At 51.2% G+C, this 16,208-nt stretch carries 17 protein-coding genes; 11 read left to right on the top strand and 6 right to left on the bottom strand.

Going from position 1 to position 16,208, the window contains the following annotated elements:
• The first annotated feature begins 89 nt into the window (after positions 1-89).
• The 5 genes from cysB to acnA all read left to right on the top strand — a co-directional run bounded on the left by cysB (position 90) and on the right by acnA (position 4,788).
• A complete protein-coding gene (gene cysB / locus AC07RN_RS06730) occupies positions 90-1,064 on the top strand; it encodes an HTH-type transcriptional regulator CysB (protein WP_012017585.1) in 975 nt (324 codons plus the stop codon).
• A 338-nt stretch (positions 1,065-1,402) separates the two neighbouring features.
• A complete protein-coding gene (locus tag AC07RN_RS06725) occupies positions 1,403-1,543 on the top strand; it encodes a YmiA family putative membrane protein (protein ID WP_216979982.1) in 141 nt (46 codons plus the stop codon).
• The gene (locus AC07RN_RS06720; RefSeq protein ID WP_190275392.1) at positions 1,540-1,716 is read left to right on the top strand and encodes a hypothetical protein; all 177 of its coding nucleotides are present in this window, start codon (positions 1,540-1,542) and stop codon (positions 1,714-1,716) included. The genes AC07RN_RS06725 and AC07RN_RS06720 overlap by 4 nt, the downstream gene beginning before the upstream one ends.
• Positions 1,717-1,850: 134 nt before the next feature.
• Entirely contained in the window at positions 1,851-1,949 is a 99-nt protein-coding gene (ymiC, locus tag AC07RN_RS06715) for a small membrane protein YmiC (protein WP_327063311.1), read from the top strand.
• A 163-nt stretch (positions 1,950-2,112) separates the two neighbouring features.
• The gene (gene acnA, locus AC07RN_RS06710; protein WP_478335938.1) at positions 2,113-4,788 is read left to right on the top strand and encodes an aconitate hydratase AcnA; all 2,676 of its coding nucleotides are present in this window, start codon (positions 2,113-2,115) and stop codon (positions 4,786-4,788) included.
• Between the two features lie 44 nt (positions 4,789-4,832).
• Here the strand turns inward: acnA and ribA are convergent, their stop codons facing one another.
• Positions 4,833-5,423, bottom strand: a complete 591-nt coding sequence (ribA, locus tag AC07RN_RS06705; protein WP_012017581.1) for a GTP cyclohydrolase II — start codon at positions 5,421-5,423, stop codon at positions 4,833-4,835.
• 195 nt (positions 5,424-5,618) lie between these two features.
• Here ribA and pgpB point away from each other — a divergent pair, with 195 nt between their 5' ends.
• The 5 genes from pgpB (at position 5,619) to yciH (ending at position 9,272) form a co-directional block, all read left to right on the top strand.
• Positions 5,619-6,392 (top strand): phosphatidylglycerophosphatase B, encoded by a 774-nt coding sequence (gene pgpB, locus AC07RN_RS06700; RefSeq protein WP_478335937.1) that lies wholly within the window; start codon positions 5,619-5,621, stop codon positions 6,390-6,392.
• A 141-nt stretch (positions 6,393-6,533) separates the two neighbouring features.
• Positions 6,534-6,842 (top strand): LapA family protein, encoded by a 309-nt coding sequence (locus tag AC07RN_RS06695; RefSeq protein WP_012017579.1) that lies wholly within the window; start codon positions 6,534-6,536, stop codon positions 6,840-6,842.
• A gap of 6 nt (positions 6,843-6,848) precedes the next feature.
• Entirely contained in the window at positions 6,849-8,018 is a 1,170-nt protein-coding gene (gene lapB / locus AC07RN_RS06690; protein WP_012017578.1) for a lipopolysaccharide assembly protein LapB, read from the top strand.
• A 190-nt stretch (positions 8,019-8,208) separates the two neighbouring features.
• Positions 8,209-8,949 (top strand): orotidine-5'-phosphate decarboxylase, encoded by a 741-nt coding sequence (pyrF, locus tag AC07RN_RS06685; protein WP_478335936.1) that lies wholly within the window; start codon positions 8,209-8,211, stop codon positions 8,947-8,949.
• Entirely contained in the window at positions 8,946-9,272 is a 327-nt protein-coding gene (gene yciH, locus AC07RN_RS06680; RefSeq protein ID WP_478335935.1) for a stress response translation initiation inhibitor YciH, read from the top strand. Before pyrF ends, yciH begins: the two co-directional genes overlap by 4 nt.
• A gap of 100 nt (positions 9,273-9,372) precedes the next feature.
• On the opposite strand, the gene osmB is transcribed toward yciH, so the two are convergent.
• The 3 genes from osmB to AC07RN_RS06665 form a co-directional block, all read right to left on the bottom strand.
• On the bottom strand, positions 9,373-9,591 hold the full coding sequence (gene osmB / locus AC07RN_RS06675) for an osmotically-inducible lipoprotein OsmB (protein ID WP_012017575.1): 219 nt from the start codon (positions 9,589-9,591) through the stop codon (positions 9,373-9,375).
• Between the two features lie 257 nt (positions 9,592-9,848).
• Complete coding sequence (gene yciT / locus AC07RN_RS06670; RefSeq protein WP_041689662.1) at positions 9,849-10,601, bottom strand: DNA-binding transcriptional regulator YciT; 753 nt, start codon at positions 10,599-10,601, stop codon at positions 9,849-9,851.
• Between the two features lie 63 nt (positions 10,602-10,664).
• Positions 10,665-10,847 carry a YciZ family protein gene (locus AC07RN_RS06665; RefSeq protein ID WP_478335934.1) on the bottom strand — a complete coding sequence of 61 codons (183 nt, stop codon included), beginning with the start codon at positions 10,845-10,847 and terminating at the stop codon, positions 10,665-10,667.
• A gap of 193 nt (positions 10,848-11,040) precedes the next feature.
• On the opposite strand from AC07RN_RS06665, the gene AC07RN_RS06660 reads away from it, so the two are divergent.
• Positions 11,041-11,910, top strand: coding sequence for a crotonase/enoyl-CoA hydratase family protein (locus AC07RN_RS06660; protein WP_478335933.1), 870 nt, complete (start codon positions 11,041-11,043; stop codon positions 11,908-11,910).
• Here AC07RN_RS06660 and pdeR read toward each other — a convergent pair.
• Positions 11,907-13,898 (bottom strand): cyclic di-GMP phosphodiesterase, encoded by a 1,992-nt coding sequence (pdeR, locus tag AC07RN_RS06655; protein WP_012017571.1) that lies wholly within the window; start codon positions 13,896-13,898, stop codon positions 11,907-11,909. The genes AC07RN_RS06660 and pdeR overlap by 4 nt on opposite strands.
• Positions 13,899-14,216: 318 nt before the next feature.
• A complete protein-coding gene (locus AC07RN_RS06650; protein ID WP_012017570.1) occupies positions 14,217-16,151 on the bottom strand; it encodes an exoribonuclease II in 1,935 nt (644 codons plus the stop codon).
• Positions 16,152-16,208 lie beyond the last annotated feature (57 nt).

Raw genomic sequence — 16,208 nt, 5'->3', positions numbered from 1 at the left:
TAAATGATATAGTGGTTATAGTTAACTCCTTTCTTATTATTAAATCGTATTAAGCGATTGCCCGTGTACGCTAAATCGGATGGTCTGGCATGAAACTACAACAGCTTCGTTATATCGTTGAGGTGGTTAATCACAACCTTAACGTTTCTTCGACTGCAGAAGGTCTCTATACCTCTCAACCCGGCATCAGTAAGCAGGTCCGCATGCTGGAAGATGAGTTGGGCATTCAGATTTTTGCCCGCAGCGGTAAGCATTTGACGCAGGTGACGCCTGCGGGTCAGGAAATCATTCGTATCGCCCGGGAAGTACTGTCAAAAGTTGATGCGATTAAATCTGTCGCCGGCGAACATACCTGGCCTGATAAAGGGTCTCTCTATATCGCCACGACCCACACGCAAGCGCGCTATGCATTGCCGGGGGTGATTAAAGGCTTTATCGAGCGCTATCCCCGCGTGTCACTTCATATGCATCAGGGTTCACCGACGCAAATTGCCGAAGCGGTTTCTAAAGGTAACGCTGATTTTGCTATCGCGACTGAGGCGCTTCACCTCTATGACGATCTGGTGATGCTGCCGTGCTATCACTGGAATCGTTCGATAGTGGTGACGCCGGATCATCCGCTGGCAGGGAAGGGATCGGTAACGATTGAAGAGCTGGCGCAGTATCCGTTGGTCACCTACACCTTTGGTTTCACCGGACGCTCAGAGCTTGATACAGCTTTTAATCGTGCGGGCTTAACGCCGCGTATTGTGTTCACCGCCACGGATGCTGACGTAATTAAAACGTATGTGCGTCTTGGCCTCGGTGTTGGGGTGATTGCAAGCATGGCGGTAGACCCGGTTTCAGATCCCGACCTGGTTCGTCTGGATGCGCACGATGTCTTTAGCCACAGCACGACTAAAATTGGCTTCCGTCGCAGTACATTCCTGAGAAGTTATATGTACGATTTCATTCAACGCTTTGCGCCGCATTTAACGCGTGATGTTGTCGATACTGCCGTCGCGTTGCGCTCAAATGAAGATATTGAAGCAATGTTCCAGGATATTAAGCTCCCGGAAAAATAATGACATCCGGTATCTTCCCGCCCGGGAAGATACCGAAATAATGCCCTAAAGCTAAATTAGAATTATCATCATCTCCATCTCCCTGAACATATAACCGGATAAACATTACCGGTTTATTGTAAAAACTGTCGCGAAATTGCGACAAAAGTAGAAAGTAAATTCCCACTTCGCAAATTCCTCGTTTCAATTATTTATTTCTGGTCAAAAGATTAACTAATTCCCTGGAAAACGTTCGTAAATTCACTAGCTTTTCGACTAAAGTTTCTTTAGGATTTATCTCAACTCATGATTAGTTGTACCGATTGTTTGGTATCAAAATGATAAGCGAAATCGATTGTATGAGGTTAGCAATGCCGTCAGGAAGTGAAGAACCGCAGAGGGATTCCGCGTTTAAGCGTAAAGCCTGGCTGGCGGTGTTTCTTGGCTCCACCCTGTTCTGGGTGGTGGTGGCGTTACTGGTCTGGAAATATTGGGGATGAATATGGCAACTCAAATGCGTATCGAACCGGTGAAAAAACTGTGTCAACCAGGTGACAGTAATCCTACCGCGCGTAAAGAGCCTTCAACCAGCGTTCCAGAATCCTGGAAGCTTTCTGCTCAGCAGCAAGCTTTTATTGATACGTTCGCAGAAGACGAACCAAAGAAACAATAATTGATACCGGGTTAACCGGGTTCCTTCAGGCAATGCCGCGTGCACTTTTGTACTATTTAATAAATACATATCAGTAATAAAGAATCGGGTTATACCCCGACCGAGCAAATAAATAGAATATCTGGTGTCCGATGATGAATACTCTACAAAACGTTAAATACTGGTCGTGGATGGGCGCGTTTACCGTCTCCACTCTATTCTGGTGTCAGCTTATCTGGCTGGCCCTAAACTAAATCTAAAACCTCGCTGCGGCGAGGTTTTTTGTTTTATCTCAATGCTGACCCACAACCCAATTTGTCAATTTGGGTTGTTATCAAAACGTTACGACATCTTTGTGTTATCTTTAATTACGGCCCCGATGATTGTCGGGGTATCCCTGTAATTAAGGAGGAGCTTATGTCGTTCACCCTACGCGAAGCCTGTAAGGACACGTTGCAAGCCGAGAACAAGACCTATCATTACTACAGCTTGCCGCTGGCCGCCAAAACACTTGGTGACATTTCGCGATTACCCAAGTCACTGAAAGTCTTACTGGAAAACCTCTTACGTTGGCAGGATGAAGACTCTGTCACCGCCGATGACATTCAGGCGCTGGCGGGCTGGCTCAACGCTGCCCATGCCGATCGTGAAATTGCCTACCGCCCGGCCAGGGTACTGATGCAAGACTTCACCGGCGTGCCGGCTGTTGTAGATTTAGCTGCCATGCGCGAAGCCGTCAAACGTCTGGGCGGAGACACCGCCAAAGTTAATCCGCTTTCTCCCGTCGATCTCGTTATCGACCACTCGGTGACGGTTGATCATTTTGGTGATGATGACGCCTTTGAAGAAAACGTCCGTCTGGAGATGGAGCGTAACCACGAGCGCTATGTCTTTTTGAAATGGGGCCAGCAGGCCTTTAGCCGCTTCAGCGTAGTGCCACCGGGCACCGGAATCTGTCATCAGGTCAACCTGGAATATCTTGGCAAAGCGGTCTGGAGCGAACTCCAGGATAAAGAGTGGATCGCCTATCCGGATACGCTGGTAGGAACCGACTCCCACACTACGATGATCAACGGGCTGGGTGTGTTGGGTTGGGGTGTTGGCGGTATCGAAGCGGAAGCGGCGATGCTGGGACAGCCAGTTTCGATGCTTATCCCGGATGTGGTGGGATTTAAACTGTTGGGCAAACTGCGTGAAGGGATCACTGCCACCGATCTAGTGCTGACCGTCACCCAAATGCTGCGCAAGCACGGTGTTGTGGGCAAGTTTGTAGAATTCTACGGCGATGGGCTTGATTCATTACCCCTCGCCGATCGCGCGACAATCGCTAACATGGCACCGGAATATGGTGCAACATGCGGCTTTTTCCCGATCGATGATGTGACTCTGGAATACATGCGTCTGAGTGGGCGCAGCGATGAACAGGTCGCGCTGGTCGAAGCGTATGCCAAAGCGCAGGGAATGTGGCGCAACCCGGGCGATGAGCCGGTATTTACCAGCACTCTGGAACTGGACATGGATGAAGTCGAAGCCAGTCTTGCAGGCCCAAAACGTCCGCAGGATCGCGTCTCGCTGAATGATGTGCCAAAAGCCTTTGCGGCCAGTACCGAGCTGGAACTCAATACGGCGCAAAAAGACCGCAACCCCGTCAACTATGTTATGAACGGGCATCAGTATCAGCTTCCTGACGGTGCCGTGGTCATTGCGGCCATCACGTCCTGTACCAACACGTCGAACCCAAGTGTATTGATGGCGGCAGGGCTGCTGGCTAAAAAAGCGGTTACGCTGGGACTGAAGCGTCAGCCGTGGGTAAAAGCATCGTTAGCGCCTGGCTCAAAAGTGGTTTCAGATTATCTCGCTCAGGCCAGACTCACGCCTTATCTGGATGAACTGGGCTTTAACCTGGTGGGATACGGCTGTACAACCTGCATCGGCAACTCAGGCCCGCTTCCCGATCCTATTGAGCAGGCCATTAAGCAGGGCGATCTGACGGTGGGCGCTGTGCTTTCAGGAAACCGAAACTTTGAAGGCCGCATCCATCCGCTGGTGAAAACCAACTGGCTTGCGTCGCCGCCGCTGGTTGTGGCTTACGCCCTTGCGGGGAATATGAACATCAATCTGGCGACCGATCCTCTTGGACACGATCGCAAAGGAGATCCGGTCTATCTGAAGGATATCTGGCCGTCAGCTCAGGAAATTGCGCGCGCGGTTGAGCAGGTCTCTACGGATATGTTCCGCAAAGAATACGCGGAGGTGTTTGAGGGCACGCCTGAATGGAAAACCATCGAAGTGGAGCGGTCTGACACTTACGGCTGGCAGAACGATTCGACGTACATCCGCTTATCACCGTTCTTTGACGATATGGAAGCTGAGCCAAAACCGCTGGTCGATATTCACGGCGCACGGATCCTCGCCATGCTGGGAGATTCCGTGACGACTGACCATATTTCTCCGGCGGGTAGCATCAAGGCGGACAGTCCGGCAGGGCGCTATCTCCAGGGCCGCGGCGTTGAGCGTCGCGATTTTAACTCCTATGGCTCCCGTCGCGGCAATCATGAAATCATGATGCGCGGGACCTTTGCCAACATCCGTATTCGCAACGAAATGGTTCCCGGCATTGAAGGGGGCATGACGCGCCATTTACCGGGTAACGATGTCGTCGCTATTTACGATGCCGCGATGAAATACCAGCAGGAAGGCACGCCTTTAGCCGTGATTGCGGGTAAAGAGTACGGGTCTGGCTCAAGCCGAGACTGGGCAGCGAAAGGACCTCGTTTGCTGGGCGTGCGTGTCGTCATTGCCGAATCGTTCGAGCGAATTCACCGCTCAAATCTCATTGGGATGGGGATTTTGCCGCTCGAGTTCCAGCAGGGCGTCACACGTAAAACGTTGGGGCTGACCGGGGAAGAGCGAATTGATATCAGCGATCTGCAAAATGTGAAGCCGGGAGCAACCGTTCAGGTGCAACTCACGCGCGCTGATGGTCAAACGGAAATGCTGGAATGCCGTTGCCGTATCGATACTGCAACGGAGCTAACGTATTACCAGAATGATGGCATATTGCACTATGTAATTCGTAATATGCTGAATTAATAGCGTCGTTGCCCGGCAGTTTTAGCGCTGCCGGGCAACATAAATCATTCGCTAAGCAAATGGCCCATCTTTGCGGCTTTAGTATCAAGATAGTGTTCGTTTTTTGGATTACGTCCGACAATCAGCGACACACGCTCAACAATATTGATCCCCGCTTCAGTCAGAATTTCCACTTTCCGCGGGTTGTTCGTCAGCAGACGAACTTCATCGACGCCCAGGAGTTTGAACATATCAGCACACAGCGTGAAATCACGTTCATCAGCGGCAAAACCGAGCTGATGGTTAGCCTCAACGGTATCGTAACCTTGATCCTGTAGCGCGTAGGCGCGAATCTTATTCAGCAGACCAATGTTACGACCTTCCTGGCGATGATAAAGCAGGATGCCGCGACCTTCTTCTGCAATTTGAGAAAGTGCTGCTTCTAGCTGGAAGCCGCAATCACAGCGCAGGCTGAACAAGGCATCGCCCGTCAGGCATTCTGAATGGACGCGAGCCAGTACCGGTGTTTGTCCTGAAATATCGCCAAAGACTAACGCGACGTGATCCTGCCCGGTTGCCACTTCTTCAAAACCCACCATCAGGAAATCGCCCCATGGTGTCGGCAGATTGGCTTCTGCCACGCGTTTAAGCTGCATGTGATTCTCCAGAGAATGCTGACACGTTTCGTGTCTTTCGCCCTTCGGCTTTCGTATCCTGCTATTTTGCCACAAGCTGTGAGTGTTCACCTAGTTGAGGGCATACTGTCCGCGCGTTAAACGCACAATCCGACATTTTCCCGCAATGCATTAATTTCAGTTATGATTGTTGAGCTTAGCGAAAAAGGAGACATCATGCTTTCAATTGCTCGCCGCACGGCTGCTGGCGCCGCTATCTTACTTATTATGCCCGTTGCCGTCTGGGTATCAGGCTGGAGCTGGACCCCAGGAAATCATGAGCGTTGGCTGAAAGCGCTCTACTGGATAACCGAGACGGTCACTCAGCCCTGGGGAATCATTACCCACGCTGTGCTTTGCGCCTGGTTCCTGTGGTGTCTGCGTTTTCGTTTGCGTCCGGCCATTATGCTCTTTGTGATTCTCGGCGTGGCGATTGTCGCCGGGCAGGGCATTAAGTCGTGGGTAAAAGACCAGGTGCAGGAGCCGCGTCCTTTCGTCGTGTGGCTTGAAGAATCGCATCATGTTCCGGTAGAGACCTTCTACAATTTAAAGCGTAAAGACCGAGGACACTTGGTTAAAGAACAGCTGGCCGAGGAACGGGATATTCCGAAATTCTTACGTCATCATTGGCAAAAAGAGACCGGATTTGCGTTTCCGTCGGGTCATACGATGTTTGCAGCCAGTTGGGCTTTACTGGCGGTCGGATTATTGTGGCCACGTCGGCGTACCGTAACGATCGCTATTTTGCTCGTATGGGCCACGGCCGTCATGGGCAGCCGTCTGCTTCTTGGGATGCACTGGCCGCGCGATCTGGTGGTGGCAACGCTCATCTCCTGGCTGTTGGTGACGTTGGCAACCTGGATTGCCCAGCGGCTTTGTGGGCCTCTGATGCCGCCTCCGGAAGAGAACAAAGAGATCGCAGAACGTCAGCAGGATGACCCTCAGGGTTGAAAATCGACGTTTTGCCCACAAATCCAGACAGGACGTACAACTTTTCCCATTCCACGCTCGCGGCTAAAATGATAGTTTATAGGGCTGATTGCGGTGAATTGAACATTCTTTATTCGCTTAAACCACATAACGGGAAGTAATGTGAAATATTTACTCATTTTCTTACTGGTATTGGCGATTTTTGTCATTTCGGTCACATTGGGCGCGCAAAACGATCAGCTGGTTTCTTTTAATTATCTGCTGGCACAGGGCGAGTATCGCGTATCGAGCTTACTTGCTGTTTTATTCGCCGCCGGGTTTGCTATTGGCTGGTTAGTTTGTGGTCTCTTCTGGCTTAAAATTCGTGTTTCTCTTGCGCGCGCTGAACGCAAAATTAAACGTCTTGAAAATCAAATTGCGCCTGCAACCGACGTACCAGTGAATTCTGGTATGCCAGTCGCGAAGGAATAATCGAATATGCTGGAGTTGTTGTTTCTGCTTTTGCCTGTCGCCGCAGCCTATGGCTGGTATATGGGCCGCAGAAGTGCGCAACAAACAAAGCAGGATGAGGCTAACCGGCTGTCCCGTGATTACGTCGCGGGGGTAAACTTCCTTCTGAGTAACCAACAGGATAAAGCGGTAGACCTGTTCCTCGACATGCTCAAAGAGGACACCGGAACCGTTGAGGCCCATCTCACTCTCGGAAACCTGTTCCGCTCGCGTGGCGAAGTTGACCGTGCCATCCGCATTCACCAGACGCTCATGGAAAGCGCTTCTCTGACCTACGATCAGCGTTTGTTAGCTGTTCAGCAGTTAGGCCGTGACTATATGGCTGCGGGTCTTTATGACCGTGCTGAAGATATGTTTAGCCAACTGGTCGATGAAACAGAATTTCGCGTCAGCGCTCTGCAACAACTCCTGCAAATCTATCAGTCAACCAGCGACTGGCAAAAAGCCATCGACACCGCCGAGCGCCTGGTAAAACTGGGCAAAGATAAGCAGCGTGTCGAGATTGCGCATTTCTACTGTGAACTTGCCTTGCAGCAGATGGCCAGCGATGACATGGAAAAAGCCATGACATTGCTGAAAAAGGGAGCCTCTGCCGATCGTAACAGTGCGCGAATCTCCATCATGATGGGGCGCGTGTTTATGGCGAAGGGTGAGTTTGCCAAAGCGGTTGAATGCCTGTTACGCGTCATCGATCAGGACAAAGAACTGGTCAGTGAAACGCTTGAAATGTTGCAAACGTGCTATCAACAACTCGACAAACCGAATGAGTGGGTTGCCTTCTTACGTCGCTGCGTGGAAGAAAACACTGGCGCAATGGCAGAATTAATGCTGGCAGACGTGGTCGAGCAACACGAAGGCAACGACACCGCACAGGTCTACATTACCCGCCAGTTACAGCGCCACCCGACCATGCGTGTCTTCCACAAATTGATGGATTACCACCTTAACGATGCGGAAGAAGGGCGCGCGAAAGAGAGCCTGATGGTGCTGCGCGACATGGTAGGTGAGCAGGTGCGCAGTAAGCCGCGCTACCGCTGCCAGAAGTGTGGATTTACCGCGTATACGCTTTACTGGCATTGTCCTTCATGTCGTGCGTGGTCAACCATTAAGCCAATCCGCGGTCTGGATGGGCAGTGATTTTTTTTAAAACACCTCACTTTAGTTACAACATACTATTGAGTCTGATTTTATGCTGGCAGCATCGTGCGGTGGGTTGTCTGGCAGGAAAAGAAAACGATTCTGTTCATTTGCGGTGCGGGCAGGTAGAATGCTCGCCGTTTATCTATCCCGCGCCAACTGCGGCGCCCATAGACGAAAAGGGCTGGTCATGACGTCTGTTGCATCCTCTTCTTCCCGCGTAGTTACCGAATCTCCCGTTGTTGTCGCACTCGACTATAACAATCGCGATAGCGCACTTGCCTTTGTCGATCTTATTGACCCACGTGACTGCCGTCTGAAAGTGGGCAAAGAAATGTTCACGCTGTTTGGCCCGCAAATTGTTCGCGATCTGCAGCAACGCGGTTTCGACGTCTTTCTCGACCTCAAATTCCACGATATCCCGAATACCACTGCGCATGCGGTTGCTGCCGCGGCAGACCTGGGTGTGTGGATGGTCAACGTGCATGCATCGGGTGGGGCGCGAATGATGACGGCTGCTCGCGAAGCACTCATTCCTTTTGGAAAAGATGCGCCGTTGCTTATTGCTGTGACTGTGTTGACCAGCATGGAAGCAAGCGATCTGCTTGATTTGGGTGTGACGTTGTCACCTGCTGAGCACGCCGAGCGACTTGCGCGCCTCACGCAAAATTGTGGGCTTGATGGAGTGGTTTGTTCAGCGCAGGAAGCCGTGCGCTTTAAATCTGCCTTGGGTCACAACTTCAAGCTGGTCACGCCAGGGATTCGACCGCAGGGCAGTGACGCGGGCGATCAACGGCGTATTATGACCCCTGAAGAGGCGCAGGCGGCAGGCGTTGATTACATGGTTATTGGCCGGCCGGTCACGCAGTCTGCCGACCCTGCGCTAACCTTAAAAGCGATTAACGCTTCACTGGGCAAGGTGACAGGATGAGTGATTCTAATAGTCGTCTGGTTTACTCGACCGACAGCGGTCGAATTGACGAACCCAAAGCGGTTGTTCAACGTCCTAAAGGCGACGGCATCGTTCGTATCCAGCGTCAAACCAGCGGCCGGAAAGGCAAAGGCGTCTGTTTAATTACAGGTATCGACGCGGATGACGCTATGCTTGCTAAGCTCGCAGCCGAACTTAAGAAAAAATGTGGCTGCGGGGGCGCAGTCAAAGACGGCGTGATTGAAATCCAGGGAGATAATCGCGATTTAATTAAGTCGCTGCTTGAAGCGAAAGGGATGAAAGTCAAACTCGCGGGCGGATAAATAATAAGCCACGGCAGATGCCGTGGCTTTTTGTATGTGCGTCAGTCAAACAACTTCACGCTGAAATAATCCAATAATATTGCAACGGCAATATAAGAGATTATTTACCCACCTGGTGGCCGATAATACCACCCACAGCCGCACCACCTAATGTACCGAGCGTGCTGCCGTCAGTTAACACTGCACCGCCGAGGGCACCAGCACCTGCACCGATCGCCGTGTTTCGGTCGCGTTTAGACCAGTTAGAACATGCGCTCAGGGACATTGCGAGTGTGACTGCCAAAACTGCTGCTGTTAATTTTTTACTTGTTAAGCTCATGATACTTTCTCCTGAATAATCGATTCACGGAATAAGTTTGTTAAGTATAGACAATATGAATACTTATGAATCTTTTTCCATGAAACCTTGTCGCGCAGGTGGTTACAAAATCACGCAGGTGATAGTCACTTCCTGTTATATCGCTAATATTAATTTTAAGTTTTTAGCCTTTAAACAACAGGTAAATAGTCTTAAAGAATTGCTCGGAATTGTCTCAGAAGAAGGGGCGCCCGCTAATACGGGCGTTGTACAGGGAGTTAGGCAGTTTTATTAACAATATCGACAATCAGGCCGTCGCTGAGTAATTGCTCGCGGTGCGCCTCACTCAGACGTTCATCCGTAATCACACGGCTAAAGCGTGATACGGGACCCATCGTATAGGGATGTACGGCACCAAACTTGGAGCTGTCGGTCAACACAATGGCTTCACAGCCTTTTTCGAGCACAGCGTTTACAACATCAGAACGCATCATATCGCGCCCGGTAAACCCCGTCTCAGCCTGCCAGCCATCGATGCCAATAAACGCTTTGCTGAAGTGAACTTGCTGAACATACTGACGAGTCAGCGGCCCAACCATGCTTTCGCTTTTCTTCTGGTAAATACCGCCTAGCAGAATTACCTCACATGGTGTCTCTTTGAGAAGATGGGCGATATAGCTGCTCACCGTAATAATGGTGACGTCTTTTTGTTCCGCAAGTGTGCGCGCCAAAAGGGCATTGCTGCTGCCATTCTCAATGAATACGGTCTCACCATTATTGACCAGCGACGCTGCAAACTCAGCCAACTCACGCTTGAGCGCGAAGTTGTTCATCATACGGGTTTCGACATCTTCACTGTCGAGCGGGACAGCATAACCGTGGGCACGTCGCAGATAGCTCTGCTTTTCCAGCAAGTTGAGATCCTGGCGGATGGTCACTTCAGAAACACCGGTCGTTTTAGCGAGCTCGACGACACTCATGCGTCCTTTGTCGATCACCATCTGCAGAATAAGTTGTTGTCGGGAATTCATAGCATCCATATTAAGACGGCCTGCGCCGCTGGTTAAAAATAAATCTTATTAAAATGAGGGGGATTACACTTCCCACGGAGCCTTAGGCTGAGCTGAATCAGCGGTATTTCCCGCGCAGGTGTGATCCAGTAATTCGGATTTTAAAATCTCAAGATTACGAATGGCAGAGTGATAATCGCCGGCTACCAGGATATCCAGCACCGTATCAATGCGTTGCGCCACTTTCTGTGCGTCAATCTCAGACATGAAGTTCCCCATCAAGCGAAAAGTGAATAATTTCAATGATGCAGAAATTGCTAACAAAAGAGAAGGGAAAAAATGCGCTAACCAAATTACCTAAATGAAAGTGATAAATTTATCCCGCAGCATACAGAGGCGATGGGCACTGGATTAGTCTAAAACTGCGCGCAACGCGCTTTTTTATATGAGGATTTAGACTATGACAGTCATCGATCAAGCAACCTGTAAACTGTTCACCGACCCTGAACGTTTCACACAACTCGCGGGATATTACGAGGAAGAAAGACGCACCCTATGGATGTTGCTCCGCGCCCAGCCACGTCCCTGTTTTAATCATGCGTTAATTGAAGAAATTATGAATATGTCATGGCTGGTCAGGCAATCTGGTTACGCTGTGGACTTTTGGGTGACAGGCTCGCTTGTCCCCGATATGTACAATACCGGAGGCGATCTCCGTTTCTTCGTTGAATGTATCCAGAATGGCCGACGCGAAGCGTTACGTGCTTACGCCCGCGCCTGTGTCGACTGCGTACATGCGGCGTCACGAGGCTTTGATACGGGAGCCATTACGTTGGCAATGGTTGAGGGCAGCGCACTCGGTGGCGGGTTTGAGGCGGCGCTGGCGCACCATTTTGTGCTGGCGCAGCGTGATGCCCGGTTAGGTTTTCCGGAAATCGCGTTTAACCTCTTCCCCGGCATGGGAGGATACTCGCTGGTTGCGCGGCGCGCTGGGATGAAGCTAGCCGAGGAGCTTATCTACAAAGGGGAATCGCACACCGCGGAATGGCATGAGCAATATGGGCTTGTGGATGTACTTTTCGAGCCGGGACAAGGCCACGTGTCGACCCGCACGTTTATCGATACTTTACAGCCCAAACTCAATGGCGTCAGGGCGATGCTGCGTGCGCGGCAGCGGGTCATGCAACTGCCGCGCAGTGAACTGATGGACATTACCGAAGACTGGGTCGAAGCGGCTTTTTGTCTGGAGCCAAAAGATATTGCCTATATGGAGCGCCTGGTTATGCTGCAAAATCGCCACAATGCTGTCGGGGTGCGTAAAGCCAGTTAGCGCAATTTTTTAGCCTGATAGCGCTTAAACCACCGCTCGAATGCGGCAGCGGGCATCGGCTTTGCAAACAGAAAACCTTGCCGTTCGTTGACGCCGTTCTTGGTCAGAAAGGCGTCTTCTTTCGCGCTCTCTACGCCTTCCGCAATGACCTGCAAATTCAATGCCTGAGCAACGGCCACAATCGCGCGCACCAAAGACTGGGAAATAGATTGTTTGTGAATATCACGCACAAATACCTGATCGAGCTTAATCGCGTCAATAGGGAAACGGGCCAGCTGGGATAAAGAGGAATAACCGGTGCCGAAATCATCAAGATGGATCTGCGCCCCGAGCTTACTGAATTGCTGAATAACCGACAGCGCCAGCTCTTCATTTTCAATCAAACAGCTTTCCGTCAATTCGACATCGATCGGGCAATATTCAAAATTGAGATCTTTCAGCGCCTGTTTTAAATCGCTGAAAATAGTCTGGTCGGCGAGTTGACGCGCTGAAACGTTAACGGCGACGCGCAGGTTGATACCTTTGTCACGCCACTTCGCGACCTGGCGCACCACGTCCAGCATGACCCAGCGGCCAAGAGGCACAATCAGCCCGGATTCTTCGGCATAAGAGATAAACTCAAGGGGTGGAATCAAGCCGCGTTCCGGCGACTGCCAGCGTACCAGCGCTTCCAGGCTTCTGACTTCGCCACGCCACGTTATTTTGGGCTGATAGTGAATTAAGAGCTGATCCTTATCCAGCGCTCTACGCAGGTTGGTGTCCAGCCACAGATATTCGAAAACACGCTGGTTCATTTCCGGCGAGAATACGCAGAACTTGCCCCGGCCACTTTCTTTGGCCGTATACATCGCGGTATCCGCATTACGAATAATACTTTCGCGATCCGTACCATGCTGTGGCGCAAGGGAGATCCCAAGCGAACAACCGGTATAAATCTCGATAAGACCGATGCGGAAAGGCTGACGCAAGCGCGTCAGGATACGCGATGCCATCGCCTCTAGCGTGCTCTGTGACGTGTCGGTAGCCAGAACGATAAATTCATCGCCCCCAAGACGAGCCAACACCTGGCCTTCATCCAGACAGCTTAAAATGGCTAATGCGACGGACTGCAGCAGTTGGTCGCCAAACATATGCCCGTAGGCATCGTTTACCTTCTTAAAATTATCGAGATCGAGATACACCACCCCAACTTGAGTTTCACCGCGCTGAGAAATGCTGTCGCTGATTAATTCGTGGATCGCATTACGGTTTGGCAGGCCCGTAATGGTGTCAGTATTCGCCAGAACCCGAAGTCGCTCCTGTGCCCGACGCTCTTCTGTGATATCGGTGCCCGAGCAGATAAGGAAGATTTCATTTTTACCGCTGCCGCTGTGCACGAATTTATTTCTGAACAGAAATAACCGCTGGCCTTTGCGCGTTTTAATCCAGCGCTCCACTTCATACGAGCTGCCGTTACGGAAAAAACCCGAGATGTTGCGCTTAGAGGCGGCCGCTTCACTGCGGCTCATGAACAGTTTAAAGACGTTTTGTCCGATGACTTCCTGTTCTTTCAGGCCCGTATATTCTTCACTCAAACGATTGAAGCGTTGAATATTACCGTGCTGATCCAGGATAACAATGACGGAGTTCGCTTCGGATACCACCTGTTCGGCGAAGGACAAGCTTTGTACCAGATCGCGCGCGACAGAAGGGGTGTCATTCCACGCTGAAGCGGTGCCTGCCCACTCTTTTTTATTGATTTTGCGGCCCACGAGATGGAGCGGGACATCAACACCATAAAGAGAAAGGGTCATAGTGACGCTGGAGGTGATCACCGTCAACTGACGAACAATGTCGGCTTGCTCGTCACTCAGGGCGACCACTTGTGTGATATCAGCATTTTCGCTTGCGGCCAGATGCAGAGCATTGCTGTCCGCTGCCAACCGCCACCAGGGACTGTGGGTGCCCATGTAACGAAACAGCAAATTTTGCTCCATATCGTCAATCATGCTTTCTCCAGTACCTGCTTAATAGCGCAAAATTATGCATCTGCATGCGACTTTTCCGTAGTAATGCAGCGGCATAACCGAAGTGAACTTATTGTTTTTCCCTGAATTCTTATAATAAAACGAGAAACGCTAAAAAGGATATAAGTGGATAAAAATTCCCTTCACGTAAGACGACGGTTTTCTTTTACTGTAGATAATTGTGATAGTTTTTGCGGGGTTCGGGAGGAAAATATTAACAAAGAGTGATGCGTGCGTAATTTAGGGGGAAATAAAAATGTCGGCTATTCCAGAAAGGAAACAGCCGACATTTAAACGTTATCAGACGACAGGGCGCGCGATAATGCTGCGGGTTTCCATACGGACTTCCGCAATGTTCACATCAATCACATCTGTGACCTTGTAAACCGTTTCACCTTTGATCTGCACAGAACCGTTTTCCTGGCTACACACCAGTTCATCGCGGACCGCATGCAGGAAAGGCGCAGGAATAAAGGCAACAGCACCATTCTCCACCAGGCGGACACGCATACCGCCACGGCTGATATCAATAATCTCCGCTGCAAAACGGGTATCAGTACCGGCTTTATCACTCAGGAAGCGCGCATACAGCCAGTCACCGACATCACGTTCAGCCATGCGGTTCAGGCGGCGGCGCTCAGCCATCTGTACAGTGGCTTCATCCTGCGGACGCGCAATGGTTTCGCCTTTCACAATCGCTTTCAGCAGACGATGGTTAACCATGTCGCCGTATTTACGGATTGGGGAAGTCCATGTCGCGTACGCTTCAAGGCCTAAACCAAAGTGCGGGCCCGGTTCGGTGCTAATTTCAGCATACGACTGGAAGCGACGAATGCGGCTGTCGAGGAAACCTGACGGTTGCGCGTCAAGTTCACGACGAAGTTTGCAGAATCCTTCCAGAGTCAGCACTTCCTGCGGATCGACGTGGACATCGTGCGTTTTGAGCAGGGCAGCCAGCGCTTCGGTGTTGGCTGGGTCAAAGCCGGTATGCACGTTGTAGATGCCAAAGCCTAATTTGTCGCGCAGAACACGCGCCGCACAAATGTTGGCAGCAATCATCGATTCTTCCACAATGCGGTTGGCGATGCGGCGTGGTTCAGCAACGATGTCCAGCACTTCCCCTTTTTCGCCCAGAACGAAGCGATAATCAGGGCGGTCCTTGAAGACCAGCGCATGAGTTTTACGCCATTCGCCACGACTCAGACACACGCGTTGCAGCAGCGTGATTTGCTGTGCAATAGCCTCGCTCTCTGGTTTCCAATTGCCTGCGCCTTCCAGCCAATTTGAAACATCGTCGTAGGCCAGTTTGGCTTTAGATTCGATAGTGGCAGCGAAGAATTCGATGTCATCTTCAATCGTGCCATCTGCGGCGATGGTCATACGACAGGCAAGAACCGGGCGAATCTGATTCGGGCGAAGTGAGCAGAGATCGTCAGACAGTTCACGGGGCAGCATTGGGATGTTAAAGCCCGGCAGATAGTTCGTAAACGCCCGGACTTTCGCCGAATCGTCCAGTTTGCTGCCTTCTGCAATCCAGGCGGTCGGATCGGCAATCGCCACGGTCAAATGCAGTTTGCCGTCAGCACCTTCTTCGACATACAGCGCATCATCCATATCCTGCGTACTGGCGCTGTCGATGGTGACAAAGTTCAGCGCCGTCAGATCGCGACGCTCGAGGCCTTCGTCCAGCATTTCGGTCGCCACGCCGTTTGGCGCTTCTTTTTCCAGGTTATGACGCGCAAGCGTCACCCACCACGGGACGAAATGGTCGTCGCTGTAGGTAATAAAATGGGTCAGATCGGCATAGAAACCGCGATCGCCTTTCAGGGGATGGCGACGCATCTGGGCAACGGCCCAGTCACCTTCTTTGAAATCGTGCTCGCAGTTGCGATCTGCACGGCAAGGAATCGCATCTTTCAGCAGGGGATGATCTGGAACAATAGAAAGACGGTCGTCTTTTTTGTGGACCTTCCCAACAAAGCGGGTCAGGAAAGGCTCGATAAGTTCTTCTGGCTCGGCAGTTTCACGATCCTTTTGGGTGTGAATAACCGCCGTCACACGATCGCCGTGCATCACTTTCTTCATCTGCGGAGGCGGGATGAAGTAGCTTTTCTGCGCGTCGACTTCCAGGAAGCCAAAGCCTTTTTCCGTGGCTTTTACGACCCCTTCTGCACGCGGCGTCTGGGAATGCAGTTGCTGTTTAAGCTGCGCTAGCAGCGGGTTGTCCTGAAGCATAGTGTTCTATTTTCGTGGCCATTGAGCGGCTGACAGTTTTACGCGATTCTGCCTGGT

It is taken from the genome of Lelliottia sp. GFLA7 (genome assembly GCF_056490165.1).
Note: the sequence above shows the minus strand (reverse complement) of the source record. Positions and strands in the feature narration are given on the sequence as shown.

What these genes read in the sequence shown, in the direction of transcription:
- cysB (WP_012017585.1), top strand. Translation starts at nt 90, where the DNA reads ATGAAACTACAACAGCTTCGTTATATCGTTGAGGTGGTTAATCACAAC.
- AC07RN_RS06725 (WP_216979982.1), top strand. Translation starts at nt 1,403, where the DNA reads ATGAGGTTAGCAATGCCGTCAGGAAGTGAAGAACCGCAGAGGGATTCC.
- AC07RN_RS06720 (WP_190275392.1), top strand. Translation starts at nt 1,540, where the DNA reads ATGAATATGGCAACTCAAATGCGTATCGAACCGGTGAAAAAACTGTGT.
- ymiC (WP_327063311.1), top strand. Translation starts at nt 1,851, where the DNA reads ATGAATACTCTACAAAACGTTAAATACTGGTCGTGGATGGGCGCGTTT.
- acnA (WP_478335938.1), top strand. Translation starts at nt 2,113, where the DNA reads ATGTCGTTCACCCTACGCGAAGCCTGTAAGGACACGTTGCAAGCCGAG.
- ribA (WP_012017581.1), bottom strand. Translation starts at nt 5,423, where the DNA reads ATGCAGCTTAAACGCGTGGCAGAAGCCAATCTGCCGACACCATGGGGC.
- pgpB (WP_478335937.1), top strand. Translation starts at nt 5,619, where the DNA reads ATGCTTTCAATTGCTCGCCGCACGGCTGCTGGCGCCGCTATCTTACTT.
- lapB (WP_012017578.1), top strand. Translation starts at nt 6,849, where the DNA reads ATGCTGGAGTTGTTGTTTCTGCTTTTGCCTGTCGCCGCAGCCTATGGC.
- pyrF (WP_478335936.1), top strand. Translation starts at nt 8,209, where the DNA reads ATGACGTCTGTTGCATCCTCTTCTTCCCGCGTAGTTACCGAATCTCCC.
- yciH (WP_478335935.1), top strand. Translation starts at nt 8,946, where the DNA reads ATGAGTGATTCTAATAGTCGTCTGGTTTACTCGACCGACAGCGGTCGA.
- osmB (WP_012017575.1), bottom strand. Translation starts at nt 9,591, where the DNA reads ATGAGCTTAACAAGTAAAAAATTAACAGCAGCAGTTTTGGCAGTCACA.
- yciT (WP_041689662.1), bottom strand. Translation starts at nt 10,601, where the DNA reads ATGAATTCCCGACAACAACTTATTCTGCAGATGGTGATCGACAAAGGA.
- AC07RN_RS06665 (WP_478335934.1), bottom strand. Translation starts at nt 10,847, where the DNA reads ATGTCTGAGATTGACGCACAGAAAGTGGCGCAACGCATTGATACGGTG.
- AC07RN_RS06660 (WP_478335933.1), top strand. Translation starts at nt 11,041, where the DNA reads ATGACAGTCATCGATCAAGCAACCTGTAAACTGTTCACCGACCCTGAA.
- pdeR (WP_012017571.1), bottom strand. Translation starts at nt 13,898, where the DNA reads ATGATTGACGATATGGAGCAAAATTTGCTGTTTCGTTACATGGGCACC.
- AC07RN_RS06650 (WP_012017570.1), bottom strand. Translation starts at nt 16,151, where the DNA reads ATGCTTCAGGACAACCCGCTGCTAGCGCAGCTTAAACAGCAACTGCAT.